Below are 25,831 nucleotides of genomic sequence, written 5' to 3'. Positions count from 1 at the left end.
GCATCGCCATCGAATATGACCGAGCTCTCTACGCCGTCAGCGAATCCCACGCCTGTCGAACCCAGGAACACCCCGAGCGGTTCGCCGTCCGGCTCGCGGCGCCGCGCGCTCGCGCTGTGCGCCGCGGCCGTCGTCGTCGTGGCGCTCGGCGCGTGCGGATTCGCCGTCGCGTATCCGCAGTACATGCCCGATGCCATCGGCGAAATCGTCGAGGACATGACGGGCGCCAATGCGCATCCCGTCACGTTGCAGCGCCCGTCCGTCGCGCCGCTCTCCGCTGTCGCGATGCTCGGCAAGGAGATCTTCTTCGACACGTCGCTGTCGGCGTCCGGCAAGCAGTCGTGCGCGACGTGCCATAGTCCCGCGCACGCGTATGGCCCGCCCAACGATCTCGCCGTGCAGCTGGGCGGCGAGCACATGACGCTGCAAGGCTACCGGCCGCCGCCGTCGCTGATGTACCTGTACCGTCAGCCGAATTTCAGCATCGGCCCCGACAGCGCGGAGAACGACGACAACCCGGCCAATCTCGCGCAGCTCGCAAGCCAGGCCGCCGGCACGCAACGCGCGCAAAAGACAGCGGGCGCGGCGCCCGCGGCGGCGGAAATGGTGCCGCAGGGCGGACTTTTCTGGGACGGCCGCGTCGATACGCTGCAACAGCAGGCGTCGGGCCCGATGCTCAATCCCGTCGAGATGGCGAACAAGGACGACGCCGAAGTGCTGCGCAAGCTGCAGAACGCGCGCTATGCGAAGACGATGATGCAGCTGTTCGGCCCGAATATCTTCAAGGACCAGCGGCTCGCCGTCGCCGAGATGATGTTCGCCGTCGCGCGCTATCAGGTCGAGGACCCGTCGTTCCATCCGTACACCAGCAAGTACGACTACTGGCTCGAAGGCAAGGCGCGTCTGTCGCGCGCGGAACTGCGCGGCCTGCATCTCTTCAACGATCCCGACAAGGCCAACTGCGCGGGCTGCCATCTGTCGAAGCCGAGCCGCGACGGACTGCCGCCGATGTTCACCGACTTCCAGTACGAAGCGCTCGGCGTGCCGCGCAATGCGGCGCTTGCGCAGAACCGCGATCCGCACTTCTTCGACATGGGCATCTGCGGCCCCTTCCGCACCGACCTGAAGGACCAGACGCAATACTGCGGGATGTTCCTCACGCCGACGCTGCGCAATTCGGCGACACGTCACGCGTTCTTTCACAACGGCATCTACAACAATCTCGACGACGTGATGGCGTTCTACAACGCGCGCAATACCGATCCCGCGCGCTTCTATCCGCGCGGCGCCGACGGCAAGCCCGAGAAGTACAACGACATTCCGCCCGCGTATCGCGCGAACGTCGACGTGAAGGATGCGCCGTTCGATCGCAAGTTCGGCGAGCAGCCCGCGATGACCGATCAGGACATGCGCGACATCGTCGCGTTCCTGCGCACGCTGACCGACGGCTACGGCGAGCAGCATTGAGAGCTGGCCTGCGCGTCCTTCCGCGATCCGTGGAGCCACCACTTTTAAGGCTCGTTTAATTCTTTCCTGTGAACATGCGGCTCAACATCCCCTGTTGAGCCGCCTGAGCATCGGCGGCATTTTTTTATCCGCCGGGGGTGGCGCCTCCCGTTGCAACGCTTTGCATGGGACCGGAGCAAGGCGCTAAAGCACTCACTCCAGCCGACAGCTAAAGCGCTAACTTCGGCCGACCGCTTTGCATGGGGCCGAAGTAAGTGCTGAAGCACTAACTCGGCCGACCGCTTTGCATGGGGCCGAAGTAAGTGCTGAAGCACTAACTTCGGCCGACACAGGAGAGATATGATGGTCGAAGACTCGGTGCTCGAACATCTGCGCGCGCTGCACGGCAACGCGCAAACGCTCACGATCCGCAGCTGCACCGTTTCACCGCCGATGCAGCATCCATGGGGACGCTCGTACCGGCTCGTCGAATGGACCTTCAGGCACGACGTTGAATCCTGCCGGCGCGTCGTGCCTGCCGACAGCACGCCTCGTCAAATCGCCGAGGCCGTAATGTCGCACGTGCCGGGGCGGCGCTTCTGTCAGCCTGGCGAATAGATTGCGCGCCGCACAGCGCGAGCCGCTCGATGCGCGGGCCGCGTGCGTTGCACGCCGGGTCGCCGTTCTTCATCACGCAGCCCTCCAAGCCGACATCGCCGGGCGCGCTTGCGCGGGCGGGAACACATTCCACGATCCGTCGTCGTGACGGAAGAAGAAGATCGACAGCAGCCCACCGGGACGCGCAGCTTCGACGCACACGCAGCGCCGATGCATCTGCGTGCGGCAGAAGCGAACGACGCGCGCAGGCATCGCGGGCGTGGGCGCAAGCCATTTGTCGACGGCCCAGTGCAGTGTCTTTCCGGTCGGGCTCATGATGGTCTCCTTCGCGTCTTTGTCTGCTTCAAACTTCAGTTGCCGGGTTCATGCTGCCGGGTTCATGCTGCCGGGTTCATGCTGCCGGGTTCATGCTGCGTTAACAACCGCGTGGCCGATTTTCATCCGCTTGCTGACAAAAGCGCTCACGAGGCACAGCAGCGCATGCATGCCCGTGCGCGGATGCGTGAAGCATTCGTGGACCTGTTCGCTGCGGCTTTCGCCGAGCAGGCACCATGCGCAGAAGTGCTCGCAGTTGTTCGTCAGCAGGCGATAGCGGTTTTCACCGAGGCGCGCGCGGGCGCGCAGCACGGTTTCTTCGCCGGAGAATTTCGGGAACGGATGCGGACGCACGGCGACGGCGTGACCATCGGCGAACTGTTCGAGCGGCACTTCTTCGACGGGGCCGCGATGCGCGGACTTCGCGAAACCGGCGTAATGAATGACCTTGCCGTTGCCCGCGTAGATGCCGTGATGTTCGTAGCCGCGGCGTTGCGTGATCAGGTGAGCACCGAGAGCGGGTTCGTCATCGCGACCGCCGAGCGCGACGTCCGCCGATGCATAAGCGGCCGCGCGGTTTGCGCCTTGTTCACTGCCTGATTGTTGGAGGTTGCGGTTCATGGCTTTGTCGAGCTATCCGGTTCAAAAGGCCAACACTGTTGCCGACTCTTTTGCATCAAGCGGACCATGCGACACAGGCCATTGATTTAACGATACATTTCCTCTTGAAGCGTGCCGTTCGGGCACCTTGTGTATGGATAGTTCCAACAGAAATTCGGGCCGTTGTGTTGCGCAGTCACCATCACTTCGCGCTCTGCAGCGACGCGCGTTGCGGCATGCAAGAGTGTTGGCTATCCCACCTTTTGCCGCTGTCCTTTGTTGGGCCAGCGCCAACGCAACGAGTCGCCGGCATGCCGCGCGATCGGCGGGAGCTTGCCGTCATGCCACGCCCAGCAACGATCGGCAGGAAAGCGCGCGCGTGCGATGCAAACTGGCATAGGCCTTGCACCTTAGCTGGCATCACGCATCATTCTCTGACTCGCGGCCTCATGGTTGACGGCCCCTCAGGAGACACGTCATGGCATCCATCAACATCAGCGACCTTCCCCTCAACCTCGCGCTCGATCGCAAGGCAATGTCCACGATCAGCGGAGGTGGCGGCGCACCGTGGGTATTCGGCTGGATCACGCCGTTTGTCCAGAACACGCCGAGCGTCGGCCCCGTTGTGAACCTGTACGACGTCACGAACAACTTCTATGCTAACCAGATGATCAACCAGTTCCAGACGGTCAACGTCCAGAACACGGGCAACAACTCGAACGTCATCACCGCTCCTGACGAACGGAGCCTGAACCGGGCTTAGATGCCGTGACCTGTATCAGCCAATTCCGGTGGGCGTCGGCGGCACGCTCCGACACCGGTCGCGTGCGCGAGATCAACGAGGACGCCTGCCTCGATGAGCCGCGGCGCGGCCTTTGGGCCGTGGCCGACGGCATGGGCGGACACGCTGTCGGCGATCTCGCGAGCCAGCTCGTCGTCCGCATACTCGGACAGCTAACGGACGCAACCGGCATCAAGCAGTCGATCGACCAGGCGCGCGCGTGCCTGCAAGACGCGAACCGCCAGCTACGCGAAGAAGCAAGCCGCCGGCAGGTGCCGCGCATCGGCACCACCGTCGTCGTGCTGCTCGCATGCGACCGCTTCTGCGGCTATCTGTGGGCGGGCGACAGCCGCATCTATCTGCTGCGTGAAGGGCAGCTGCGCCAACTGACGCGCGACCACAGCCAGGTGGAAGAACTGCGCCGCTCCGGCTATCTGACCGACGAAGAAGCGCGCAATCATCCCGCGCACAACATCATTACGCGCGCGGTCGGCGCAACCGATCATCTCGATCTCGACGAAGACGCGATCGAAGTCGTGGACGGCGACGTGTTCCTGCTATGCAGCGACGGCCTGAGCAACGAAGTAACGGACGAAGAGATTCACAAGACGCTCTCCAACGTCGATTGCCTGCATGCCCCGGGCGAACTCGTCGATATGGCGCTGGCGCGCGGCGGCCGCGACAACATCACGGCGATCGTCGTGCAGGCAGAAGATCCGCATGCGTCTGACAAAACGCTGCTCAATCCGGCGCCCTGATACGACGCCTTGGTTTCCCGGTGTTGCGTCATTGCGTTTCGTCGTTCGCTTCCGTCTCGTCCTTGCGCGCATTGGCCTGCGCATGCTGGCGGCGAAAATCCTTCGAATGCAGCCCGTGCTTCTTCAACAGCATCTGTAAATGCGAGCGGTTCATGTCGACGCGCCGCGCGAGTTCCGCCACCGTGCCGCCTACTTCCCGCAAGCCGCGCTGCAAAAAGGCCTTTTCGGCTTCGTCGCTGGCGGCCCGCTTCGCGTCGCTGAGCGACAGCAGGTTCGTCACGCTCGCGGCGCCGTTCGCCGTGTCGCTCGCCACGCCGGGTATCAATGAAGCAATCGGCGACGATGGGCGCATATCCGTCGGCAAGTGATCGACATCCGCGATATCGCCAGCAAGGCACGAAATGCGGTACATCACGTTGCGCAATTCGCGGATATTGCCGGGATACGAATAGGTCAGCAGAAAGTCCCTTAATTTAGGGGTTATTCTCACAGGACGGCGCTTGAGCGCGCCTGCTGCCTCGTCGCCGAAGTACTGGATCAGCAGCGGAATTTCATCGCGCCGCTCGCGCAATGGCGGCAGCGTCACGTGAATGACGCTCAGCCGGTAGAACAGATCTTCGCGGAACGTGCCCTGCTCGCTCAGCTTGCGCAAGTTGCGATTGGTCGCGGCGACGATGCGCGTATCGACGCCGATCGGCTCATCGGAACCCACGCGCTGTATTTCATGCGCCTCGAGCACGCGCAGCAGTTTCACCTGTCCCGTCAACGGCAACTCGCCGATTTCATCGAGAAAGATCGTACCTGTATGCGCGCTTTCGAATTTGCCCTTGCGGTCGTTCGTCGCGCCCGTGAACGCGCCCTTGCGATGACCGAACAGTTCCGATTCGAGCAGGTTGTCCGGAATCGCGCCGCAGTTGACGGAGATAAACGGCTTGTCCGCGCGGCTGCCGTTCGCGTGAATGACCTTCGCCATCAGCTCCTTGCCCGTGCCGCTTTCGCCGTCGATCAAAACGGGCAGATCGGTCGGCGCGGCCTTCTCCGCGATTTCGAGTGCTTCCAGCAGTTTCGGGTTGTCGCCGAACGTGCCTTCGAAAATAAAGCTGCGCGCAAGCAGCGCCTGCCGCCGCGCGCCGCGCGACTGGTCGCCGCGCAACGGCTCGACGACGGCCGCCTGCACGAAACGCTCCTTGTGCGACATCTGCATGACTTCGTCGCGCAAGGAACTTGCCTGTTTCAGGAGCTTTTCGATATCCGCGCGTTCGAGCCGCGACGACCAGCGCAGCGTCGAACGCAATATCTCGATCTTCTCGATCAATCCCGCGTATGAGAGGGCGGAACTGCTTTCTTCAGGTTGCTGGTCGAGTATCTTCATCACGCGCTCAACTGTTTCTGGACGAGCTGGTAGTACATGCCCTTCCGGTTGACCAGTTCCTCGTGACGCCCCTGCTCGACGATCGCGCCTTCGTACAGCACGAGAATCTTGTCCGCGCGCATGATCGTGCTCAGACGGTGCGCGATGATGACGGCCGTGCGTCCCTTGAGGATGTCGTGCATGTTGCTGAGGATATTGCTTTCCGATTGCGTATCGAGCGCCGACGTCGCTTCGTCGAAGACGAGCAGACGCGGATCGTGATACAGCGCGCGCGCAATGCACAGACGCTGGATCTGTCCGCCCGACAAGCCAATGCCCCGCTCGCCGACGATCTGTTCGTAACCGAGCGGCAGCTTGCTGATGAACGCATGCGCGTCGGCCATCTTCGCGACTTCCTCGATGCGCCGCCGGTCGGGTGTATCGTCGCCGCTCGCGATGTTCTCGGCAATCGTGCCCGAGAAGAGCAGATTGCTCTGCATCACATAACCGATCTGCGCGCGGTAGAACGCCTTGTCGACCACGTTCATGTCGTAGCCGTCCACGGTCATCTTCCCGTCGCTCGGCGCGTAAAAGCCGACCAGCAGCTTCGCAAGCGTCGTCTTGCCCGAGCCGCTTCTTCCGACTATCGCAACGAGTTCGCCGGGCTTGATATCGAACGTGATGTTCTCGAGCACATACGCGCCCTCGTTCTCGCCGTAGCGGAAATAGACACCATTGAGGCTGATCGCGCCTTGCAGATCCGGCAGCATCACGCGCGAAGGCAGATCTTCCGGCTTCTGCTCGGGCTCGATATCGAGCACATCACCGAGGCGCTCCATCGCGACGCCCGCATCGTTCAGCATGCTCCACAAGCTGACGAGTCCCATCAGCGGCGTCAGCACGCTGCCCATGAATGCATTGAACGCGATCAACTGACCAATCGTCATTTCGCGCGCAAGCACGAGATTCGCGCCGACCCAGAGAATCGCAATCGTCGTCGCCGCATTCAACAACTGGCTGATAAAGCCGATCAGGATGTTGAACGCGTGCGCGCGGTACTGCACTTCAAGGGCTTTCGCGTACTTCTTCTCCCAGCGCAGACGCACGGGCCGCTCGATGCCCATGCCCTTCACCGTCTCGACGCCCGATAGCGCCTCCATCAGGAACGACTTCGAATCCGTCGCCGCCGAGAACGTCTCGCGAGCGTAGTTCTTGATCTTCGGCGTAGCGACAATCGTCAGAGCCGTGATGGGAATGACGAATGCGATCAGCACAATCGTCATCTTCGCGTTGTAGAAGAACATAATCGCGAAGTAGATGAACACCATCAGCAGATTGAGCGCCGTCGTCACCGTCGATTCCGTCAGGAACGCGCGGATCGTCTGGTTCTCCTGGAAGCGCGCGAAAATGTCACCCGTCTTGCGCTTCGCGAAGAACGAGAATGGCAGCGACATCGTGTGCTTGAAGAACTGCGACATCATCGCGAAGTCCATGTTGCGAACCATGAAGTTCGACAGGTACGCGCGAATCATCGACATCAGCTGCGAGAATACGTTTGAAATGATCAGGCCGAGTATCAGCAGATGCAGCAGACTGATGTTCTGATGCACGATCACGCCATCGAGTATGTTCTGGATGATCAATGGCGGAATCACGCCCAGCACCTGAATCACGAACGTCGCGAGAAACAGGTGCATCAATATCTTTTTGTACGGCGTCAGATAGGCGACGAAGCGCAGCCACGGCGAGCGCGACGCCGATAGCTGCACGAGATTAGGCCCAGCCGTGAACAGCAGACACGTGCCGCTCCAGCCGCGCTCGAAGTCTTCGATATTCAGCTTGCGAAAGCCCAACGCGGGATCGGCGAGCCAGACGTGATCCTTCGACACGCCGTACACGATGATGTAGTGGTAGCCCTCCCAGTGCACGATGAACGGCAGATCGAAGCCGCGCAGCGAATCGAATGTGCATTGCACGCCGCGCGCGGTGAAGCCCAGCGATTCTCCCGCGCGCGCGAGGCTGTCGAGCGTCGCGCCTTGCGTCGTCACGTTCGCGAGCTCGCGCAGCTTGCCGAGCGTCATCGGTATGCCGTAGTGCTTGCAGATCATCGCAAGGCACGCGGCGCCGCAATCCATTTCCTCCGCCTGCTCGACAAGCGCGAAGCGCTTTATCACGCGCTCGCCGAGTTCCGGCTTCGTATGCAGATCGAGCCGCAGCGGCAGTTTGCGGCGCTGTTCGATGCGCTTTTGCCGGTCCAGCTCGCGATCCGCGTATTTGATGCGCTCGTCGAGTACTTCGCGCAGTTTCGGATTGCGCTCGAGAATGAAATGCACCGTGCGCTCTGGAATGACGAGCAGCCGCGTATCGGTCATCGCAACCGCCGACGCCGCCTGCTCCTGCCGCATCAGGCAGGCCTTTTCACCGAAGATCTCGCCTTCGCGCAGTGTCGCGAGCGTATAGTCGTTGCCGTCTTCCTGGCGCACGATGCGCACTTCGCCCTGTCGCACCACATAGAGGCGCCGGTCGTCGCGCCCGTCCTGCCTGAGGATTTCCTTGCCCGCGCTGACGCGCTTGACGCCGACGCTGCGCACGTATTCTTCGAGTTCCTGCTTGTTCAGCTTGCCGCGCAAATCGAATAGCTGCGCAACGAAACCGCCCGCCGAATTGATCGCAACGTAGCTCGCGACAAATGCGAGCGCAGCCTGATTGCCGCCGATGACGGGCTCGATCGCCGCGCGCGGAATGAACAGCAACTCCGTCTTGCCAGAAGAACGCACGGATGACTCGTGCACGTAAGCGCGCAGCATCGCGATGTCGGCGAATACTTCGCCTGACTTGCGCACGCCCATGCTGATTTCCTTGCCGTGTTCTTCGGTGAAGATGCGCACCGATCCCGACTTGATCAGGTAGAGACCGTCGGCGGGATCGCCCACGTTGCACACCGTCTCGCCAAAGGAATAAAAGCGCGATTGCACGTGTTCCGCGAGACGTTCGAGTTCTTCGCGCGTGAACGGCGACAGAATCTCGACCGTCGACAGAAAGTCGGCGATGGACGGCGTGGTTTGCGGTGCATCCATGATGCTGGTGGTTCCCGGCAGTAGCGCGCTTCAGCTCAGAGCGCTTCGATGATGTGTTCCTGGGCGCGCGTCATCAGCCACTCTTCGCGCAGCAGGCGTTTGATTTCCGACGCCACATCGGCGTCGAGTTCTGCCGGATATTTCGCCGTCACAGCAAAGATCTCGAAGCACGAACGGTCCGGCGATGCAAACGGCCCGAGCAGATCGCCTACTGCCGCGTTGAAGATCTTCGCTTCGATATCGGGCTTCAACGAGCCGCGCAGTACCTTGCCGATCACGCCGCCCGATACGCTCGTATCCGCAATCGAATGCTCGCGGGCCATTTCCGCGAATGCATCGGGATCGTCGTTCAGATACGAGATCATCTCCTTGGCTTTGCCTTCGTCGTCGAGAAGAATGTGACTGATCTCGATTGCGTCGAACTTCGGCGAATTCATCGAGAAGTACTCTTCTATTGCGCTGTCGCTGCACACCTTGTCGAGCATCTTCTCCTGATACAGGCTGTCGGTGATGAACCCCTCGAACTCGTCGAGACTGACCTTGAGCGTGTCGAGGTACTGGTTCATGTCGGCTGCGCGATGCAGCCCGCGCACACGCCGGAACTGATCGGCGCGTTCCTGGATCTCGTCGGCGTTCACCGTGACGCCATGCTTCTTTGCGGCATGCACGGTCAGCTTGTCGCGCACCATCTGCTCGATCAGGCTTTCGAACTGGCCCGTGAGCTTCAGCAGGCGTGTGAATTCGCCGACATCCACGACTTCATCATCGATTCGTACGATCGCGGTCATCTCGTCCGCTCCTCTAGTGGTGGCCCGAAAGAACAGGCGGGCTGGCGGTTGTATGTTGACTACGGCTTGCGTTGCAGCGTCCAGATCGTGGCCGGCTTATCCGGCGAGTTGCCTGAACGGGTCCAGCCCCAAGTCGATCAGCCGCCGCTCGCGCACGACGATTTCGGCGCTCGCCGTCATGCCGTAACGCAGCGGATAGCGGTTCTCCGCGACCTGGTAGTAATTCTTGTCGAGCGACACGCGGCCTTCGTAGACAGGCTGCTTGTCCTGCGCCGAAGGTTTCGTCGCTGGCGAGATATACGCGAGCGTGCCGTTGATGAGCCCATAGCGCTGATACGGAAACGCGTTGAATTTCAGCTTGACGGGCATCCCTTCGTGCAGGAAAGCGCGGTCGCGCTCCGCAATCTCGATCTTCAGCACCGGGCGTGCGTCCTTCGGCGCGATGCCACCCAGCGGCGTATTCGCCTGAATCTTGTCGCCCGTTTGCGTCGACGTGACATCCGTGATGACGCCCGATGTCGGCGCGAGGATCAACAGGAAATTGTCCTTGTCGATGTTCTCGAAGCGAATGCGCGCGGCCGCGTCGGCGACGAGGCGCGCCGTCTGCAATTGCAGGCGCAGCTTCTCTTCGGTGCTCGTAATGTCGCGAATCGCGGCGTCGTATTGAAGCTGCAAGCTCGTCGCCTGCTGGCCGCTCGTTTCGAGTTGCGCATTGGCCTGCGCATATTCGTGGCTCAGCTTGAAGTCGAGTTCCGTGAGCTTCGATTGCGCGACGCGATAGGCGTTGTCCGCTTCCAGATACGCGTTGCGCTTCGCATCCACCTGAAGTTCGGCCACGCCGCCGCCGCCCGGCTGCGAGAAAAGGCGCGCGTACTTATCCGCTTCCTGGCGCGCGGCGTCGCGCGCGCGGCGCGCGTTGTCGAGCGTGCTGCGCGCTTCTTCCAGCTCTGCCTTCTGGCCTTCCGCGAGCTTGGTCGTGCCTTCGGAAATGCGGTTCTCGTGCAGACGCTCCTCCACTTCGAGCTGATCCTTGAGCGCGGCCGCCCTTCGCTCCATCAACTCCTTCTTTTGCGGAAACTCTTTCCATTCGCGCTCGGCGTCTTCGAGCTTCAGTTGCGCCTGCAACGCATTGGTCGCCGCTTCGATCGCGCCGCGCGCGTTGATTCGCGCGAGCACGTCGCCCTTCGATACGGGCTGCCCTTCCGCGATATACAGATCGGTCAGTTCGCCGTCGATCGGCGCGTAGATGCGTCGCACGTCCGATTCCGGCGCGAGCGTGCCTTGCGCCGTCACGATCACATCCGCGCGTCCGATGAACGACCATAGCAGGCCCGCCACCACCAGCGCGACCAGTGTCAGCACAAGCGCCGTCGCAATGCGCACGGGCTCCGCGGTGAGGATTGCGATGCCCTCGGCGCTGTGATCTTCGAGCGCTTCGTAAAGCGGCTTCGGCTGATTGTCGCGCTTCACTCGTCAGTGCCTCCAATCAACGCGAGCTTGGACTTCAGCAAGCCAGGCTCGAGCACCATCCGCAGTTCCTGCAACGAACGGCGCTGCAATTGCGTTTCGGCTTCGATGTCTTCGATCAACTGATCGGAGCCGGCGGGCGGCGGCGCTTTCAATTGCGTATAGATGCGCATGCCCTGTTGCGCGGACGTATTCGCTTCCGAAAGCAGACGCGCCTGATTGCGAAAGCCCTCTGAAACGCCCGCTTCGAGACGTTGCGTGCCGCCGATCGAACCGTTCGCGCGATATTGCCGCCACAACGTCTGCGCGCGATTGATCGAGTCCTGCGCACGCGCGAGCGCCCGGTCGCGAAGCGCGTCGACGTCGGCTTTGATTGCGCGCACGTAGTACGCGTCTTCAACAGGATCGAGGCTCGCGTAAAACGACAACAACTTGTCGTCGCGATTGCCCGCGCCGCGGCTTTTCTGCAAGTCCGCGAACTGGTCGAGCACCGCCTTCTTGTGCGCGAGTTCTGCCGCGAGCACATCGGACCACGGGCCAGCGGGCATCGCCTGCAAGCCTGCCAGCGCCTGCTGGCTGTCGCCGCTCTGCCACGCGGCGCTCACGGCATCGTGCTTCGCAATCACTTCCGCCGACGGCAAGCGACTCGCGCTCAATTGCGTGTATTGCGACTGAAACGGCGGCGTGCTGAAGCTCGCCTTTTTCATCAAGGCGAGCAGCGCCGGCAGATGACGCGCCGTCATCTCGTTGAAGATATCCATGTACTGCCGCAAATCTGCGCGCACCGCATCGAGTCCGGCGAGGCGCGGATAGCGCTGCGCGTAATCGTCGAGCACGGCCGTCAACGTGTTCGGCTTGTCGCGTTCCAGTTCTGTCGCGATCGTGGAATTGAGCCGCTCGATTGCCGCGAGATACACCGAATCGTCGCTTTGCAGCTTGCGCAGATGGCTCATCGCGAGCGCATACGGCTCGGCAAATTCAGGCACATACGACGCGATGCGATCGAGTATGCGCTGATGCCCTTTCGCATCGTCTTCCCAGCGCTTCAGCAGATCGCCGATGCGACCTTCGTCGCTATAGATGTGAATCGGCGCGTCAGGGCCGCCACGGCCCACGACGAAACGCTCGAGATCACCGACCCAGCGCAACTGGTCGATCAGCGAAACGGCATCCGGGTTGCCCTCGCTCGATGCGCGCATCCCTTCGACCAGCGCGGCCGCACGGTCGAACTGCTTGGCGCGCAATGCAGCGAGCCAACCGGGCACGCGCGCTTTCATCAGCGCTTCGCTCGCGAGCGACCTGATCGAATCGCTGGCGGAATGATGTTGAAGATAAGACGTGGCGGAATGCGCCGCCTGTTCGTATTCGCCCGCCGCGAGCAGATTCTTCAGTTCACGCTCGGACGCACCGCGCATGTAGAGCGCAACTGCAATGCCCCCGATCACGATCAGCGCGGCAAGGCTGCCCCAGCCGATGCGCCGCATCGTCGTGCGGTCGCCTCCCGCGATGGTACGCGTCAATTCGTTGAGCAGGAGTTGCCAGCGGCGACGCGGACGGCGAGCCGGCGTTTCCGTCGACTCTTCCGGCGTCAACGGCGGCGAGTTCTCGTTGACTTCATCTTCGCGCTGCAACGCGCGATCGACACAGAAGATGTCGAGAAACGAATGCGCCGCGCCGACGAACGTCGTCTTGTCTGGATCTTCCGCAGGCATCGCGGCGGCGGCAACGGGCGCGGGCGTATCGGAAGCAACATGTGAAGCGATGGGCGAAGCGGCGTCGGTAAGCGGCGGCGTCATCTGCGTGACGGTGGGCTCGACTTCGAAAGTCTTTTCGAGCGCGACCTGATAGACGAAATGATCTCCGCCGAATCCGATCACATCGCCGTTTTGCAGCGCGACGGCCGACTCGCCTAGCCGCTTGTGATTGACGAACGTGCCGTTCGTGCTGCCGAGATCTTCGATCCACGGCTCGCCGCTCTTCAGGAAAATATGGGCGTGGCGCCGCGAAATGTAATTGACCTGATGCGGAAAGCGATCTTTATAGCGCGCGAACAGTTCGTCAGTCTTGCTGACAAGAAACGGAAATGCAGGGATGTCGATCGCTTCGAGCCCCAGATCGGCACGCTCCGGCTTAAGCGTCACCGTCAGATGCTGAACGCCGCGCGCGGATGCCGAACTGAACGGGCGAGGCTCGACGGCGACGCGATAGCTCAACTCGCCGCCAAAGCACAGTTCGTCGCCTGCGCGCACGCGCGCCGGCGTCTGACGTACGGCATTGCCGTTCACCGTCGTGCCGTTCTTGCTGTCGAGATCCGCCACATAAACCGCGCCGTGCTCGCTAAAGATGCGCGCGTGACGCCGCGACAGCTTCGTGACCAGGTCGCGCGAATACTCGGCAAAAGGCGGCTCGCTGCGGCCGATCGCGAACAGATCGTCGACGATGCGGATGGGGCCCGGGGACGGATGCGAGACGGGAAGCAGCAGGACGTCGAACTCCTTGTCCAGAGCCGCCCGCATCTCAGCAATCGGAGCTTCGCCGGGATTCATCTCTTTGCATCACCAAGCGTGGACAGCTGACGCGCGAGCGTCAGGACAGAGCTTTCGACAGGCGCGGCGACCCGAGCGTATTCGACGCAGCCACCGACTTCGTAGCTAATTCGGCAGCTAATCAGGAATTTTAAGTCACGCATGGTGTTAGTCAATTGTTGGTCCGGCTATTGCGGCCGCCATAATTCATCCGATTCGTCGCAGTACTTTTAAGAACCGTGCCAGTGCTTGCCAATGGCGAGCACCCGTTCATTGCGGGATTGATTGCCGCGCTCACTGCTTGACTTGCGCTTCCACATTGACGGCCGGCCAGCCGCCGCCGAGTGCCTTGTAAAGCAGTACCGTGTCCGACAGTATTTGCTGATGATTCGTCAGTACATCGAGTTGCGCCTGAAGCAACGTGCGCTCCGTTTCGAATACTTCCAGTTGCGAAACCACGCCCTCGCGCAATTGCGACTCGATTTGCTGCGCGACCACGCCAAGACGCTGCACTTCCTGTTGCAATTCCACGCGCTGCTGCTTGTGCGCGTCGAGGCTGACCAGCGCGTTTTCGACTTCTTCGAATGCCGCCATCACCGTTTGCCGGTACTGCTGTTCGGCGACGGCCATTTGCGCTTCCGTCGTCTTCACATGAGCGCGCACGCCCGGATCGAGCAGCGGAATGTTGATGCTCGGCATCAGGCCGAACGTGAACGACTTCAGCAGCTCGGACAGCGCAAAGCTCGCCGTGCCGCCGTGCGCCGTCAGACTGACAGTCGGCAATTGCGCAAGCTTCGCTTCGCCGACGAAGTCGTAGCCTTCGAGCACGCGCAGCTCCGCCGCGACGACGTCGGGCCGGCGCGACAGCAATTGCGAAGGCAGTCCGCCCGGCACGGGCGGCAGTTGCACGCGCTGCTGCAAATGACCGACAGGTACCGTGAATTCGCCCGCGGGCACACCAATCAGCGTGCACAGAGCGTTGTTCGCGAGACTGCGCGAACGGCGCAGATCGATCAGATCCTTCGTTAGACGATTCACCTCCGCCTGCTGGCGAAGAACCTGCGTCTTCGGAATGAGGCCGTTGCGATTCATGCCGTCGAAGATCGAGAGAATCTGCTTGTTCTCGTCGACCATTTTTTGCTGCGCTTCCATCTGGTCGTCGAACTGAAGAATCTGGAAATACGTGGTCGCCACGTTCGACACCAGTTCCAGATAGCCCGCGCGCCAGTCCGCTTCCGTCGCATGGAATTCGGCCTTTTGCGCCTGCACGCCCTTTTCGACCTTGCCCCAGATGTCGATGTCCCAGTTCACCTGGGCAGCGACGTTGTACTGCTTGGTAAACGGCTGCCCCGTGACCTTTTGAAAATTCGCGCCCGCGCCGAGATCGGCCGTCGGCAGCGCGCCCGCCTTCGCTTCGCCGATCTGCGCGCCGGCGACATCGATGCGCGCGGCCAGTACCTTGATGTCGAAGTTGCCTTGAATCGCCTTGTCGATCAGCGTGTTCAGATACGGGTCCTGGAAGCCCTTCCACCAGTCGGGCACGATGGTGTCGGCGGGCGAAACGAGCGAGCCCGTCTTGTCCGACCATGACGCTTTGGCGGGCGTATCGGGACGCTTGTAGTCGGGCTGGTGAACGTCGACGCAACCGGCAAGCAGTGCCGCGCAGATGGCGGTGGATGCGATTGCGCGAACGGCGATGGCGATACGGCTTTTCGGCGCTTTGTCGCGGCTATCCGCGTGAACGGTGGCGGACGAACCCGGTTGCATGCAGCAGGCGACGAACGAATCAGGCAACGCAGACACGATATTCTCCGATCTTTCCCGGCTCTACTGCACGTGCAAAGCGCGCCATTCAAGTAAAGCACGTCCAGCGCGGCATCACTATGGATGTCGGCGGATTTCGTTCGGCGTGGAGTTCGTGCGGTGACGCGGCGGTCTTGTGAAAAGGACGATTACGTTTTCGATCTTTTTGACGGCGGTGGCGACGGGTTGAGTACGAGCGCCCGGTCATTCGAGGCTGCCGGTCCGGACAGCCTCGAATGCGCGCGTGAAACGTCAGTTCATGACGATGCTGTTTCCGGCCGTCATCATCGGAATGATCTGCGTCGTCGAGTTGCTGTTTCCGCCGACGTTCGTGATGTTCATGTGTTGCTGAACGAATTGCGGCGCGTTGATCGTCTTGCTGTTGTCGAACAGGAACGACAGGCTCGGGAACAACGGATTGGCAAGATAGCCGCCGCGGACGGATTTCAGCGCTTCGCTGTCGAGTTCTTCCGTAACGGACAGGTTCTTGATCATCAGTGCGCTCATGACAGTTCTCCCATGAGAAAAGCGAAAGGTTCGCGAGATATCCAGTTTGGTGCTTCAAGCATCTTGTCTGCTCGAACCTTACTCACGCATGGGCCGTGCCAATTGCATCGCGTGTACCTTTAAAAACCTTCGGAGCCTTGCTCGTATTGAGTTGCCTGTCAAAACGCCTCTGCGCATACGAATTGCGCATGCGATCGTCTGCGGCGCAAGTGATGCCGCCTCGCAAACATCCATAACGAAACTGTTGGGTCGAAAAGAACACGCGCAAAGTACTCAATTGATCCCGCCGTTGTTGAGCACACACGTTCGTTCACTTCGCAATCACGGTGATCTTTTTCGAATAGACGGGTGGATTGTGCGGAACGTGGTTCTCGTCGCCCATCAGCAATTGAAGCGTGTGCTTGCCGGGCGGCAATTCGATCATCGTCTCGGTTTCCCCCGCGCCGAAATGCAGATGCTGACGATCCGAAGGAATCTCCTGATCCATCGGCGGCAGGTCCGTGTCGATCAGCAGATGGTGGTGGCCCGTATTGGGGTACTTGACGCCCTTTGGCGCGACGCCCATATAACGCAAGCCGAACCACACGCGAAAAGGCTTGTTGGCGGGCACGACCTGTCCGTTGTTCGGATAGCCGATATACGCGAATGCATCTTTTGGCGCAGGCGTCGGCCCGGCGAAGGCGATATTCAACGAAGCGAGAGCGGCAAGCGCCGCGGCGGCAACGATCCTGGTCATGGCTGCTGTTCTCCGTCTTGCGCGCATTGCACCGGTCCGCCGGCGCAGTGGCGGCGCGTGCTCACTTCACGATGATGGTGATCTTCTTCGAATAGACGGGCGGATTATGCGGAACGTGGTTGTAGTCGCCTAGCAGCAATTGCAGCGTGTGCTTGCCGGGCGGCAACTCGATGCGCGCATCCGTTTCCCCTGCGCCGAAATGCAGGTGCTGGCGATCGGAGGGAATCTCCTGATCCATCGGCGGCAGGTCCGTATCGATCAGCAGATGGTGGTGTCCCGTATTCGGAACATTCACGCCCTTAGGACACACGCCCATATTGCGCAAGCCCATTCGCACCCAGAGCTTGCCGCCCGTAATGACGGTACCGTCCGACGGCCAGATGATGTACTCCTCGGCCCCGGGAGGAGAAGGCGTCGGTCCCGCGTACGCCTGTGCCGAAGCGAGAAAGAGCGCGCCGAAAATCGCCAGCCTCATTGTTCTTTGCATTGCGCATTCTCCGAGGGAGGGTCAGTGCTGCTTGCTTCCGTTTTAGCTTAGGACGTAACTTGTCAAAAAGATACGCCACGCTCGTTAACGTTCTGACGTTTCGAATCGCGTGCTATCGTTGAAGAGGGTAGTCCATGCAAAAGCAGTGCTTCGCCGTCGATTGCAATGCAGCGAACGGCTGTCGTTCTCATTGCGCGCTGGGCCCCTCCGGCTGGTCCCGCTGGTTCGTCCATAGCGAGGTTCTCTCCAGAACTTCCAGAACAAACAGGATCTGAAAATGTGGCGAAAACTTCTGCTGGTCTGCATCATCGGGGCACTCCAGATGCAGGCAGCCGCCGCGCAAACACTATCGCGCGAACCAGGCGCTGCCGCTCTGCGCATCGCGATGGACGATGCCGTTACAGGTTCAGTCGAAGGCGCCGGGCGCAAGGTCGCGCTGGTGATCGGCAACGCCGACTACCCTGTCGATGCGCTGCCGAACGCCGTGCGCGATGCGCAAAGCGTCGCCAATACGTTGCGCGCTCAAGGCTTCGATGTGGTGCTGCGCACGAACGCGACGGCGCAACAGATGCGCGACGCGCTCGACGAATTTCGCCGCCGCGTGCAGCCGGGCGGCACCGCACTCTTCTATTTCGCCGGGCACGGATTGCTAGCGGGGCACTCGACTCTGCTCGCTTCCGCCAGCGCCGACCCGCGCGTGCCCGCGACCTTGATGGCGGCGAGCGTCGATCTCTCGGGCGTGCTCGATACGCTCTCTGCGCCGCGCGCGCATGCGCTCAATCTGGTGGTGCTCGACGCGTGCCTCACGCAGCCGTTCGCGCGATCTGTCGCGGCGATTCCGTTGCCCGCGCAAACGCTCATTGCCTTTGCGGCCGCGCAGGGCGAGCAGGCGGCCGACGGCACGCGTCACGGCATCTTTACCGACGCATGGTTGCGCGAAATGGCCCGCGCGCCGGATCAGCCACTCGACTCGATGTTTGCTCACGTCACACAACGCGTGACGCAAGCGACGCACGGCATGCAGAAACCGTGGGCCGTCTCGTCGCTGACGAAGCCGGCACACGTCTTCGCATTCCGTACCTCGACGCTGGCCATGGATGACTCGCCGAATGCACTTGTCGCGTTGAATAGCCGTGGCATTTTGCCGAAGGACAGCAACGAGCAATACGAACTGACGTTCTGGGATTCGATCAAGGACAGCAATTACGCGAGCGACTATGAAGCGTATCTGAAGGCCTATCCGAACGGCCGCTTCGCGACGCTCGCGAAAGCGCGCATCGAACGGCTCAAGGCAGCGGGAGCGGCCGCACCGCCTGCCACGCACGCGGCGCCTGCTCCTTCGGCGCCAGCCGCACCGGCACCGAAGGCTGCCGCAACGCCCTCGCCGGCTTCCACACCCGCTCCTGTACCGAAAGCCGCCGCGACACCCGCGCCTGCCGCGCCCGCGCACGCCGCGACGGGGGGCGAAAGCAAGGACTGCGCGGCATGCCCCGTCATGGTGTCGCTGCCCGCAGGCTCGTTCACGATGGGCAGCAATTACGGCGACCCATCGGAGAAGCCGCCGCATCATGTGACGATTTCCGCGCCGTTCGCGATCGCCCGATACGAAGTGACGGTCGAGCAATGGAACGCGTGCGCGGACGTCAACGGATGCCCGAAGCTATCGTCCGAAAACAGCTCCGTGAAGAATGCACCCGCGCGCGATCTCAGTTGGGACGATACGCAGGCATACGTGAAATGGCTGAGCAAGGTAACGGGCAAGACCTATCGGTTGCCGACCGAAGCCGAATGGGAATACGCGGATCGCGCGGGCACTTCGACGAAGTACTGGTGGGGCGATCAGATGCGTAAAGGCGTCGCGAACTGCAAGGACTGCGGCGATCCCTATCACAAGGAAGCGCCGGAACCCGTCGGCTCATATGCGGCGAATCCATACGGACTGTACGACATGAACGGCAGCGTCTGGGAATGGGTTGGCGACTGCTGGCATAACTCATACCAGAACGCACCCGCCGACGGACGCACATGGGATGCGCCCGGCTGCAACATGCGCGTGATTCGCGGTGGCTCATGGCGCGAAGGCAACGACTACATGCTGAGCTCGACGCGCTTCAAGTACAGCCCGAGCGTGCGCCAGTCGCAAAACGGCTTTCGTGTCGTCAAGGAACTCAAGTGATCCAAGGCCGCGCGTATTACGCAGAACGCGCGCGCCTTTTACTTTTAATTCGGTTTTGGCCTGCTGTTGATCTGCGCGATATCGGCGACGATGCGATCCTGCCCGTATCTCGCCGCAAGCTGCTTGAGCCGCGCATCGAGCGCGCGCAGATAGTCGGCGCGCGACTCGCTCTCGGGACGCGGCGAATCGAATAGCGGCGCAGGCGTGACCAGCAGGACAACCAGTTCCTGGCCGAAGGGCTTCGAAACGACCCACTCGCCGCCGTTGCCGATCGTCGCTGCATAGTGCGGCGGCGCCTGATTACCCTTTGCGCGCGGCCCCGGCACCATGTGTACGACCGTGCCGTCGAGCACGTAATAGTCGATATTCACATACGAGTCGTAACCCGGCGTCGTCACATCGACGACGAGAGGATCGCCTTCCGTCAGCACGCCATTCGGCATGCGCGCCTTCAGCGAACTGATGTGACCCACCAGCCAGTTATGCGACCAGTAAGGACCGAGTTCCTTCAAGATGTCGCACTTGTCGTTGCTCACGTGATGCACGTCGACTTTCGTCGACGCCACGCCCGGCAACGTCGCAAGGCGCTCGTTGACTTGCGCCTCGCCTTGCTGCGGCACGAATCCGCGCACCTCTACCGCGCGATCCTGAACGGAAGCGGCCAGCGCGGAGCACGGCAGCGATGCAAGCACCGACGTGACGGCAGCGAGCGTCGGCGGCGCGGGCGGCGTCGGGGTGGATGCCTGGTCGGGCGTTTGGCGCGACGGTGGCGCGGGGGCCACGGAAGCGTCGGACGGTTGTGCGGGTGTGACGGGTGCAACAGACGTAGCGGACGTTGGCGACACAGTCGCGCTCTGCGCGGACGGCGCGCCTGCCTCGGGCACGGCCGACGCCTGCTGTGCGTCGTTCTCGTGCTCCAGGTTCTGCGACGCGCGATAGAAGTACAGCGCGCCCGCCGCAGCGCAAGCGAGCGCAAGACCCGCGACGCCGGATTTCACCAGCATCCCTGTGCGGTCAGGGCTGTGCGTCGTCGACTTCGACGCGGATGCACGCTCCTGCGCGCCGAACTCTTCGACGAAGCGGGAAACGGTCGGCGTGCGCGCCTTGCGATCGAATGCCAGCGCTGAGCGCAGTGCACGCCATTGACGGTTGCCCAGATTCTCCGGCCGCTGCGGCTGTCGATTCGCGGCTCGCGCCTGAGTCGCCGACATGCGTTCGAACGGGTGACGTGCCGTCAAAAGCTCATACGTAATGCAGCCGAGCGCGTAGATGTCGTCGCGCGGATCGGGCTCGAGATGCTCGAGCATTTCCGGGCTCGCATACGCAGGCGTCAACGCGCCGAGGCTCGCGGGATCGAACACCGTCGCGTCGCTCTCTTCTTCGGGGCGCTGAAAAACACGCGCAATGCCAAAGTCGATCACCTTGACTTCGCCCGTATCCGTGAGAAAAACATTCGCGGGCTTGAAATCGCAATGCACGAAGCCGCGCTCATGTGCATAGGCAAGCGCGTTCGACATGCCGCGCACGATCGGCAACGCGGACTGCACGGGCATGCCCTTGAAATCCGGCGTGCGCAGGATCTGGCTCAATGGCTTGCCGGACAGGTACTCCATCGTCAGATAAACGATGGGGCCATCGCGATCGAAATCGTAAACGGTGACGATATTGCGGTGCGCGAGTACCTGTGCCTTGCGCGCCTCGCGCTGCAATGCTATTAGCGACTTCGGATTGCCGCGAAACTGCGTATTGAGTACTTTGATCGCGAGATAAGGCTTGCGGTCGGACGCTTCGAGCTTGCGCAGATCGAGTGCCTTGTACACGGTGCCCATGCCGCCCACGCCCAGACACTCTTCGAGAACGAAGCGGTTGTTCAGCGTATCGCCCGTGCCCTTCACCTGATCGAGGCCGTGCAGAACGGAGGATGTATCCGCGTTCCTCGCGGGCGGCGACGTGATGAGGCGCTCCGGCACCGTCTGCACGCGCGTTTCCTCACCGCCCGCCGCGGCAAGATTCGACACCGGCATCTGCTCGATCCGGCGGCGCACTTCCGTGTAGAGATCAGGAGGCAGGGGCTTCCTGGTGTGCGCTTCGCCAAGTATTTCGAGCAGACGAGCCGAACCGAGACCTTCCGTCGTCAGCGTGCTGTCGAGTTGAGCGACAAACGCGTCTTGCGTGAGCGCGCCGCTCTGAAAATCCCGAATCACGTGCGCAAGGCTAGCCATGTGTTCAAAGCGCTGCAGCTCCCGTTGGCCGAAGAAATTCCCTGTCGTAACCAATTACATGTGCTCGTTCGATAGTAGTTCGCACGTATGCCTTTCGCAAACCAGGATTGGCCCGCGACGCGCGCACGGCACGGTCGTGCGACTGGCATGGCCTATGCGTCGATCGATGTGCCGCGTAGTGATCGTGCGCACGGCGCGAGCGGCGCGGCTGCCGTTCATGCTCGACAACAGCAAGACGGTCGATGCCCCGCAGCTTGTAAACGATGCGACGAATACGGGCGCTGCGCTTCTCAGTTTGCGTCTCGCCTCCGCTTTTAGCCTCGCTTGGCCGGCATTGCTCGGTAGCCCACATCGTATCGAGCCTGAATTACCTATACTGGTTATTCGAGCCCGAGCGTTGCCGCCACTGATCGAAGCGCGCCTTTGGTCGCGATGGCGTCGCGCGACATCTTTTCTGGAACTGCCATGCCCAAGCTCGTCATCAAAGATCTCTCCGAAAGCGTCGAACTCGATCGCGCGGCCATGACGGCCATCGTCGGCGGCGCAAGAACAGGGGGACGCTTCTTTGGCGTCACCGCGCAGGCACTGTCCGCCGAAACGCGCGTAGTCGACTACCCCGCAGGATTCCCGACGGCCGCGCGTCAACCCGTCGACGAACGTATACCGCCGCAAAGCCTTTTGCGCAAATAGCGGTAGCGCTCTCGTCCCGCTCTCGTCAATTACTCACGAGTACCTTCTCGCCGTATGCCGCTACTCGGCGGCATACGGATCGCATTCGTTCGCGCGTCAACGCGCAGCATCGATCGACACGTCGGGTTCGTTCCAACAACGCTCACGCGTGCCGGTGTGGTTGACGCGAACAGTATTTCGCCGACGCTTCGGCCAACCGGTGATAGACGCGTGAGTCCGTTCCGATATTCCCTTGTGCGCAGGCGCTTTCAACGCGCAATGTGCGTTACCCCTCAGAGTGCGGCTAAATCGGCATACGCGTTGCGGAGCAGGAAGCGAGCGCTGAATCGTGCTCGTATCCGCATCGGGAGAATTGCCATGAAAGCCACTGTCGTAGTGAAAGACCTGTCCCCATCCACCACCCTCGACCGCAAGGAAACCGCGCTGACGCCTGACACGATGAAAAGCATTGTCGGCGGACGAAGCGTTGCCGTGACCGTCGACGGCACCCGTAGCGGCACTGTCGACGACTGGGCAATCGACACCGCCATTTTCGAGGGGCGTATCAAAGGACCGATGATTTGAGAGTTCTTTTTGTGTCTGCTTTTTTTGGGGTGCTGGCAGAACGAGACCCCTTTGTTCCTGAATGGGGCAAAGGGGCGGCTTCGAGTGGTCCCATGATGATTCAATGGCGACGATGACGCGAAGCGGAATTACCGTGACGAGCACAGGATGAAATCACGCTTCCAACTCATCGCCATAGTGGCAATCGTCAGCACGCTGCTTTCCGCTTGTGGGATTTTCGGTTGCGCGGGCGCCGGCAGTAACTACGGCTACGCTGCGGGTTGCACGGCGGGAACGCGATTTTAGCGCCGGCACCCGACGATATTCGCCGCGTCGAAAGAGAAGGACAGACGGATCACCGGATGAGGAGTCCGGCATCGCTCCAGCCAGAGCTAGATCCGTCATGCGATGCATTATCGGCTCGCGCTGCTGTCGCGTCATCATGCAAGTGAACAATAGACTCTTTCCGCATGCGTCAAAATGCGAGCAGCGAGTCCGCTAAAAGACAGGCCGTGCTCGCACATCCGTTAATATGTCGGACGCACCCGCGCCTTTAAATCACCGTTCGCAACCTGCTTTGCCGACCTTTACGCTGCCCTCGACGCTTCACGCGGAACTCGAAATCCGCAAAAGCCGCTTCATTGCCTACGCGATTCCCGTGGCCGACCGTGACGCCGCGATGGCAGAATTACAGCGCCTGCGCGCGGAGCACCCCACTGCCACGCACGTGTGCTGGGCACTTCTCGCGGGCGGCCAGTCCGGCATGTCGGATGACGGTGAACCTTCCGGCACGGCGGGCCGCCCGATACTCGAAGTGTTGCGTCACCACGACCTCGACGGCGTGCTGGCCGCCGTCGTGCGCTACTACGGGGGCGTGAAGCTGGGCGCGGGCGGCCTCGTGCGCGCCTATACCGACGCCATCGCGACCGCGCTGCATGACGCGCCGCGCGTCGAGCGGATCGCGCTCGCGTCGCTGAGCGTCGAAATCGGCTATCCCGACGAAGCACGCGTGCGCCGCTGGATCGAACAGGAAAATCACACGCTCGAATCAAGCGCCTATGGAATGAGCGTGCAATTGACGATGCGCATGCCCATCACCGCCATCGACGCCGCGCGCGAAGCACTGCGCGACATGACGCAAGGCCGCGCCGTCTTTCCAGAAGACGTCTGAGCGCGATTCGCGAGATCAAAAACGAAGCGGCCGCGCGCCGGAAAACCATTCCGTACACGCGGCCGCCAGCCTCTTCAATTATGCCTGGTGCGCGGCAGCGGCAACCATCGACTGTGCCACTTCGCGCACTTGCGCGCCGCCCGCTTGCGCGTCTTCGAGAATCATGTCTGCGGCCTTTTCGGCGACCATCATCGTCGGCGCATTGATATTGCCCGACGTGATGTTCGGGAAAATCGACGCATCGACGATGCGCAAGCCCGATATGCGATGCACGCGCAAACGCTCGTCGACCACCGACGTTCCATCGTCGGGCCCCATCGCGCACGACCCGCATAGGTGATAGATCGAGCCGGACTGCGCGCGGAAGTACTGCAAAAAGCCCGCGCGATCGTTCACTTGCGGCCCCGGTGAAATCTCTTCGACGGTGATGCCCTTGAGCGCCTGCGTCGACATGATCTTGCGCACGAGCTCGCAACCCTCGACAGCCTCGTCGATGTCCTTTTGCGTCGTCAGCGCGTTGATGCGAATCTTCGCAGGATCTTCGGCGCGGTTCGACGCGATCTGAATCGAGCCGCGGCTTGTCGGACGGCATGGATTGAAGCACAGCAAAAAGCCCGAATACGGTTCCGGTTCGAGGCTCGCCTTGTTGCTCTTTGGAATGCGGTAAGAGAGCGGATTGAAATAGAGCTGGAAGTTCGGCAATGCCTCGCGGTCGCTGCCTTTGAAAAAACCGCCGGACTGATTCACGCTCATCGCGAGCGGCCCTTTGCGCGTCAACATGTACTGCAAGCCGAGCTTGATCTTGCCGATGAGCGGCCGCATTTCGTCATTCAGCGTCTTTACGTTTGCGCGGTAATAGAAGCTTACGCAAAGATGATCCTGAAGGTTCTGCCCGACTGCAGGCAGATGGTGCACGAGCGGAATCCGATGCTGTTCGAGCAGCGTCCGGTCGCCGACACCCGACAGTTGCAGCAGCTTCGGCGTATCGACGGCTCCTGCTGACAGAATCACTTCGCGCTTCGCAGTGAATTGACGCGTGCCGCCATTCTGCTTCACGACGACGCCTGTCGCCCGCCTGTTCGTGTCGAACAGTACTTGCGTGACGAGTACTTCGCGCTCGACGGTCAGGTTCCTCCGGTTCAACACCGGGTGCAGGTACTCGAAACTGCTCGACGAGCGCTGGCCATTGCGCGTATTCACGTCGTAAATGCCCGCGCCTTCGAATTGCGCGCCGTTGAAGTCGTCCGTGCGTCGATAGCCCGCCTGCTCGCAGCCCTTGAGAAAGACATGACAGATGGGATGCGCGGCGTCCTTCATCGGCGAAATGCTGATGGGCCCATTCGCGCCGTGATACTCAGTGTCGCCGAGCGGATGCGATTCGAGCTTGCGGAAATACGGCAACACGTCGCGATACGACCAGCCCTCATTGCCCGCTTGCGCCCAGTCGTCGTAATCGCGCGCCTGGCCGCGCACGTAGATCATCGCATTGATCGAGCCGGAGCCGCCCTGCACCTTGCCGCGGGGACAATACAGCGAACGGTCGTCGAGTTCCTTCTCAGGCTCGCTGTAGTACATCCAGTTATACGTTTCGTTGTAGTACGTCTTTGTAAAGCCGACTGGAATCTTGAACCAGAACGAATCGTCCGCGCGCCCCGCTTCCAGCAATAGCACCGAGTACTCGCCCGACGCCGACAGCCGGTTCGCGAGAATGCAGCCCGCAGATCCCGCCCCGACAATGATGTAGTCGTAGTTCATGCTTTATCCGCCCGC

Annotated in this window: 21 protein-coding genes; 8 read left to right on the top strand and 13 right to left on the bottom strand. The window is 61.5% G+C overall.

Translation table 11 applies throughout. The features are described 5' to 3' along the window. Positions 1-15 precede the first annotated feature (15 nt). Together AABE10_RS19740 and AABE10_RS19735 are read left to right on the top strand one after the other, a co-directional pair. Positions 16-1,467 (top strand): cytochrome-c peroxidase, encoded by a 1,452-nt coding sequence (locus tag AABE10_RS19740; protein ID WP_342934946.1) that lies wholly within the window; start codon positions 16-18, stop codon positions 1,465-1,467. A 342-nt stretch (positions 1,468-1,809) separates the two neighbouring features. Next, complete coding sequence (locus tag AABE10_RS19735) at positions 1,810-2,064, top strand: DUF2866 domain-containing protein (RefSeq protein ID WP_342935258.1); 255 nt, start codon at positions 1,810-1,812, stop codon at positions 2,062-2,064. A gap of 72 nt (positions 2,065-2,136) precedes the next feature. Here the strand turns inward: AABE10_RS19735 and AABE10_RS19730 are convergent, their stop codons facing one another. Then, positions 2,137-2,379: a hypothetical protein gene (locus AABE10_RS19730; protein ID WP_342934945.1), complete on the bottom strand. Its 243-nt coding sequence runs from the start codon at positions 2,377-2,379 to the stop codon at positions 2,137-2,139. 90 nt (positions 2,380-2,469) lie between these two features. Further along, positions 2,470-3,000, bottom strand: coding sequence for a lecithin retinol acyltransferase family protein (locus AABE10_RS19725; RefSeq protein ID WP_342934944.1), 531 nt, complete (start codon positions 2,998-3,000; stop codon positions 2,470-2,472). 457 nt (positions 3,001-3,457) lie between these two features. Between AABE10_RS19725 and AABE10_RS19720 the strand changes: the two genes are divergently transcribed. Further along, a complete protein-coding gene (locus AABE10_RS19720; protein WP_342934943.1) occupies positions 3,458-3,742 on the top strand; it encodes a hypothetical protein in 285 nt (94 codons plus the stop codon). Between the two features lie 5 nt (positions 3,743-3,747). Then, positions 3,748-4,518, top strand: coding sequence for a PP2C family protein-serine/threonine phosphatase (locus AABE10_RS19715; RefSeq protein ID WP_342934942.1), 771 nt, complete (start codon positions 3,748-3,750; stop codon positions 4,516-4,518). Positions 4,519-4,546: 28 nt separating this feature from the next. Here AABE10_RS19715 and AABE10_RS19710 read toward each other — a convergent pair whose 3' ends face one another. The 9 genes from AABE10_RS19710 to AABE10_RS19670 all read right to left on the bottom strand — a co-directional run bounded on the left by AABE10_RS19710 (position 4,547) and on the right by AABE10_RS19670 (position 17,259). Beyond that, positions 4,547-5,890, bottom strand: a complete 1,344-nt coding sequence (locus AABE10_RS19710; protein WP_428983356.1) for a sigma-54 interaction domain-containing protein — start codon at positions 5,888-5,890, stop codon at positions 4,547-4,549. Continuing rightward, positions 5,890-8,946, bottom strand: coding sequence for a peptidase domain-containing ABC transporter (locus AABE10_RS19705; protein ID WP_342934940.1), 3,057 nt, complete (start codon positions 8,944-8,946; stop codon positions 5,890-5,892). The genes AABE10_RS19710 and AABE10_RS19705 overlap by 1 nt, the downstream gene beginning before the upstream one ends. Positions 8,947-8,981: 35 nt before the next feature. Next, complete coding sequence (locus AABE10_RS19700) at positions 8,982-9,734, bottom strand: peptidylprolyl isomerase (protein WP_342934939.1); 753 nt, start codon at positions 9,732-9,734, stop codon at positions 8,982-8,984. A gap of 96 nt (positions 9,735-9,830) precedes the next feature. Further along, positions 9,831-11,204, bottom strand: a complete 1,374-nt coding sequence (locus AABE10_RS19695) for an HlyD family efflux transporter periplasmic adaptor subunit (RefSeq protein ID WP_342934938.1) — start codon at positions 11,202-11,204, stop codon at positions 9,831-9,833. Beyond that, positions 11,201-13,747: an FHA domain-containing protein gene (locus AABE10_RS19690; RefSeq protein WP_342934937.1), complete on the bottom strand. Its 2,547-nt coding sequence runs from the start codon at positions 13,745-13,747 to the stop codon at positions 11,201-11,203. Before AABE10_RS19690 ends, AABE10_RS19695 begins: the two co-directional genes overlap by 4 nt. A 273-nt stretch (positions 13,748-14,020) precedes the next feature. Further along, a complete protein-coding gene (locus tag AABE10_RS19685) occupies positions 14,021-15,493 on the bottom strand; it encodes an efflux transporter outer membrane subunit (protein WP_428983364.1) in 1,473 nt (490 codons plus the stop codon). 288 nt (positions 15,494-15,781) lie between these two features. Next, positions 15,782-16,036, bottom strand: a complete 255-nt coding sequence (locus AABE10_RS19680) for a hypothetical protein (RefSeq protein ID WP_342934935.1) — start codon at positions 16,034-16,036, stop codon at positions 15,782-15,784. Positions 16,037-16,346: 310 nt separating this feature from the next. After that, positions 16,347-16,772: a DUF4399 domain-containing protein gene (locus AABE10_RS19675; RefSeq protein ID WP_342934934.1), complete on the bottom strand. Its 426-nt coding sequence runs from the start codon at positions 16,770-16,772 to the stop codon at positions 16,347-16,349. A gap of 61 nt (positions 16,773-16,833) precedes the next feature. After that, positions 16,834-17,259, bottom strand: a complete 426-nt coding sequence (locus AABE10_RS19670) for a DUF4399 domain-containing protein (protein WP_342934933.1) — start codon at positions 17,257-17,259, stop codon at positions 16,834-16,836. Positions 17,260-17,536: 277 nt separating this feature from the next. Here AABE10_RS19670 and AABE10_RS19665 point away from each other — a divergent pair, with 277 nt between their 5' ends. Then, positions 17,537-19,435 (top strand): SUMF1/EgtB/PvdO family nonheme iron enzyme, encoded by a 1,899-nt coding sequence (locus tag AABE10_RS19665; RefSeq protein ID WP_342934932.1) that lies wholly within the window; start codon positions 17,537-17,539, stop codon positions 19,433-19,435. A gap of 44 nt (positions 19,436-19,479) precedes the next feature. Here AABE10_RS19665 and AABE10_RS19660 read toward each other — a convergent pair whose 3' ends face one another. Then, positions 19,480-21,657: a serine/threonine protein kinase gene (locus tag AABE10_RS19660; protein ID WP_342934931.1), complete on the bottom strand. Its 2,178-nt coding sequence runs from the start codon at positions 21,655-21,657 to the stop codon at positions 19,480-19,482. 465 nt (positions 21,658-22,122) lie between these two features. On the opposite strand from AABE10_RS19660, the gene AABE10_RS19655 reads away from it, so the two are divergent. The 3 genes from AABE10_RS19655 to AABE10_RS19645 all read left to right on the top strand — a co-directional run bounded on the left by AABE10_RS19655 (position 22,123) and on the right by AABE10_RS19645 (position 24,061). Next, a complete protein-coding gene (locus AABE10_RS19655) occupies positions 22,123-22,347 on the top strand; it encodes a hypothetical protein (protein ID WP_342934930.1) in 225 nt (74 codons plus the stop codon). A gap of 357 nt (positions 22,348-22,704) precedes the next feature. Continuing rightward, a complete protein-coding gene (locus AABE10_RS19650; protein WP_342934929.1) occupies positions 22,705-22,911 on the top strand; it encodes a hypothetical protein in 207 nt (68 codons plus the stop codon). A gap of 511 nt (positions 22,912-23,422) precedes the next feature. Continuing rightward, a complete protein-coding gene (locus AABE10_RS19645) occupies positions 23,423-24,061 on the top strand; it encodes a YigZ family protein (protein WP_342934928.1) in 639 nt (212 codons plus the stop codon). Positions 24,062-24,139: 78 nt separating this feature from the next. Here the strand turns inward: AABE10_RS19645 and AABE10_RS19640 are convergent, their stop codons facing one another. Continuing rightward, positions 24,140-25,816 (bottom strand): GMC family oxidoreductase, encoded by a 1,677-nt coding sequence (locus AABE10_RS19640; RefSeq protein ID WP_342934927.1) that lies wholly within the window; start codon positions 25,814-25,816, stop codon positions 24,140-24,142. Between the last annotated feature and the right edge of the window lie 15 nt (positions 25,817-25,831).

Origin of the sequence: Paraburkholderia diazotrophica (genome assembly GCF_038900755.1) — a bacterium.
GTDB lineage: Bacteria > Pseudomonadota > Gammaproteobacteria > Burkholderiales > Burkholderiaceae > Paraburkholderia > Paraburkholderia diazotrophica_A.
The sequence above is the reverse complement of the archived record's forward strand: the minus strand, read 5'-3'. Positions and strand labels throughout refer to the sequence as shown.

Excerpts from the sequence above, each read along its gene's own strand:
- AABE10_RS19690 (WP_342934937.1), bottom strand. The coding sequence starts at position 13,747 with ATGAATCCCGGCGAAGCTCCGATTGCTGAGATGCGGGCGGCTCTGGAC.
- AABE10_RS19740 (WP_342934946.1), top strand. The coding sequence starts at position 16 with ATGACCGAGCTCTCTACGCCGTCAGCGAATCCCACGCCTGTCGAACCC.
- AABE10_RS19730 (WP_342934945.1), bottom strand. The coding sequence starts at position 2,379 with ATGAGCCCGACCGGAAAGACACTGCACTGGGCCGTCGACAAATGGCTT.
- AABE10_RS19650 (WP_342934929.1), top strand. The coding sequence starts at position 22,705 with ATGAAAGCCACTGTCGTAGTGAAAGACCTGTCCCCATCCACCACCCTC.
- AABE10_RS19680 (WP_342934935.1), bottom strand. The coding sequence starts at position 16,036 with ATGAGCGCACTGATGATCAAGAACCTGTCCGTTACGGAAGAACTCGAC.
- AABE10_RS19655 (WP_342934930.1), top strand. The coding sequence starts at position 22,123 with ATGCCCAAGCTCGTCATCAAAGATCTCTCCGAAAGCGTCGAACTCGAT.
- AABE10_RS19645 (WP_342934928.1), top strand. The coding sequence starts at position 23,423 with ATGTCGGACGCACCCGCGCCTTTAAATCACCGTTCGCAACCTGCTTTG.
- AABE10_RS19685 (WP_428983364.1), bottom strand. The coding sequence starts at position 15,493 with ATGCAACCGGGTTCGTCCGCCACCGTTCACGCGGATAGCCGCGACAAA.
- AABE10_RS19710 (WP_428983356.1), bottom strand. The coding sequence starts at position 5,890 with ATGAAGATACTCGACCAGCAACCTGAAGAAAGCAGTTCCGCCCTCTCA.
- AABE10_RS19705 (WP_342934940.1), bottom strand. The coding sequence starts at position 8,946 with ATGGATGCACCGCAAACCACGCCGTCCATCGCCGACTTTCTGTCGACG.
- AABE10_RS19700 (WP_342934939.1), bottom strand. The coding sequence starts at position 9,734 with ATGACCGCGATCGTACGAATCGATGATGAAGTCGTGGATGTCGGCGAA.
- AABE10_RS19720 (WP_342934943.1), top strand. The coding sequence starts at position 3,458 with ATGGCATCCATCAACATCAGCGACCTTCCCCTCAACCTCGCGCTCGAT.
- AABE10_RS19670 (WP_342934933.1), bottom strand. The coding sequence starts at position 17,259 with ATGCAAAGAACAATGAGGCTGGCGATTTTCGGCGCGCTCTTTCTCGCT.
- AABE10_RS19640 (WP_342934927.1), bottom strand. The coding sequence starts at position 25,816 with ATGAACTACGACTACATCATTGTCGGGGCGGGATCTGCGGGCTGCATT.
- AABE10_RS19660 (WP_342934931.1), bottom strand. The coding sequence starts at position 21,657 with ATGGCTAGCCTTGCGCACGTGATTCGGGATTTTCAGAGCGGCGCGCTC.
- AABE10_RS19665 (WP_342934932.1), top strand. The coding sequence starts at position 17,537 with ATGTGGCGAAAACTTCTGCTGGTCTGCATCATCGGGGCACTCCAGATG.
- AABE10_RS19675 (WP_342934934.1), bottom strand. The coding sequence starts at position 16,772 with ATGACCAGGATCGTTGCCGCCGCGGCGCTTGCCGCTCTCGCTTCGTTG.
- AABE10_RS19735 (WP_342935258.1), top strand. The coding sequence starts at position 1,810 with ATGGTCGAAGACTCGGTGCTCGAACATCTGCGCGCGCTGCACGGCAAC.
- AABE10_RS19725 (WP_342934944.1), bottom strand. The coding sequence starts at position 3,000 with ATGAACCGCAACCTCCAACAATCAGGCAGTGAACAAGGCGCAAACCGC.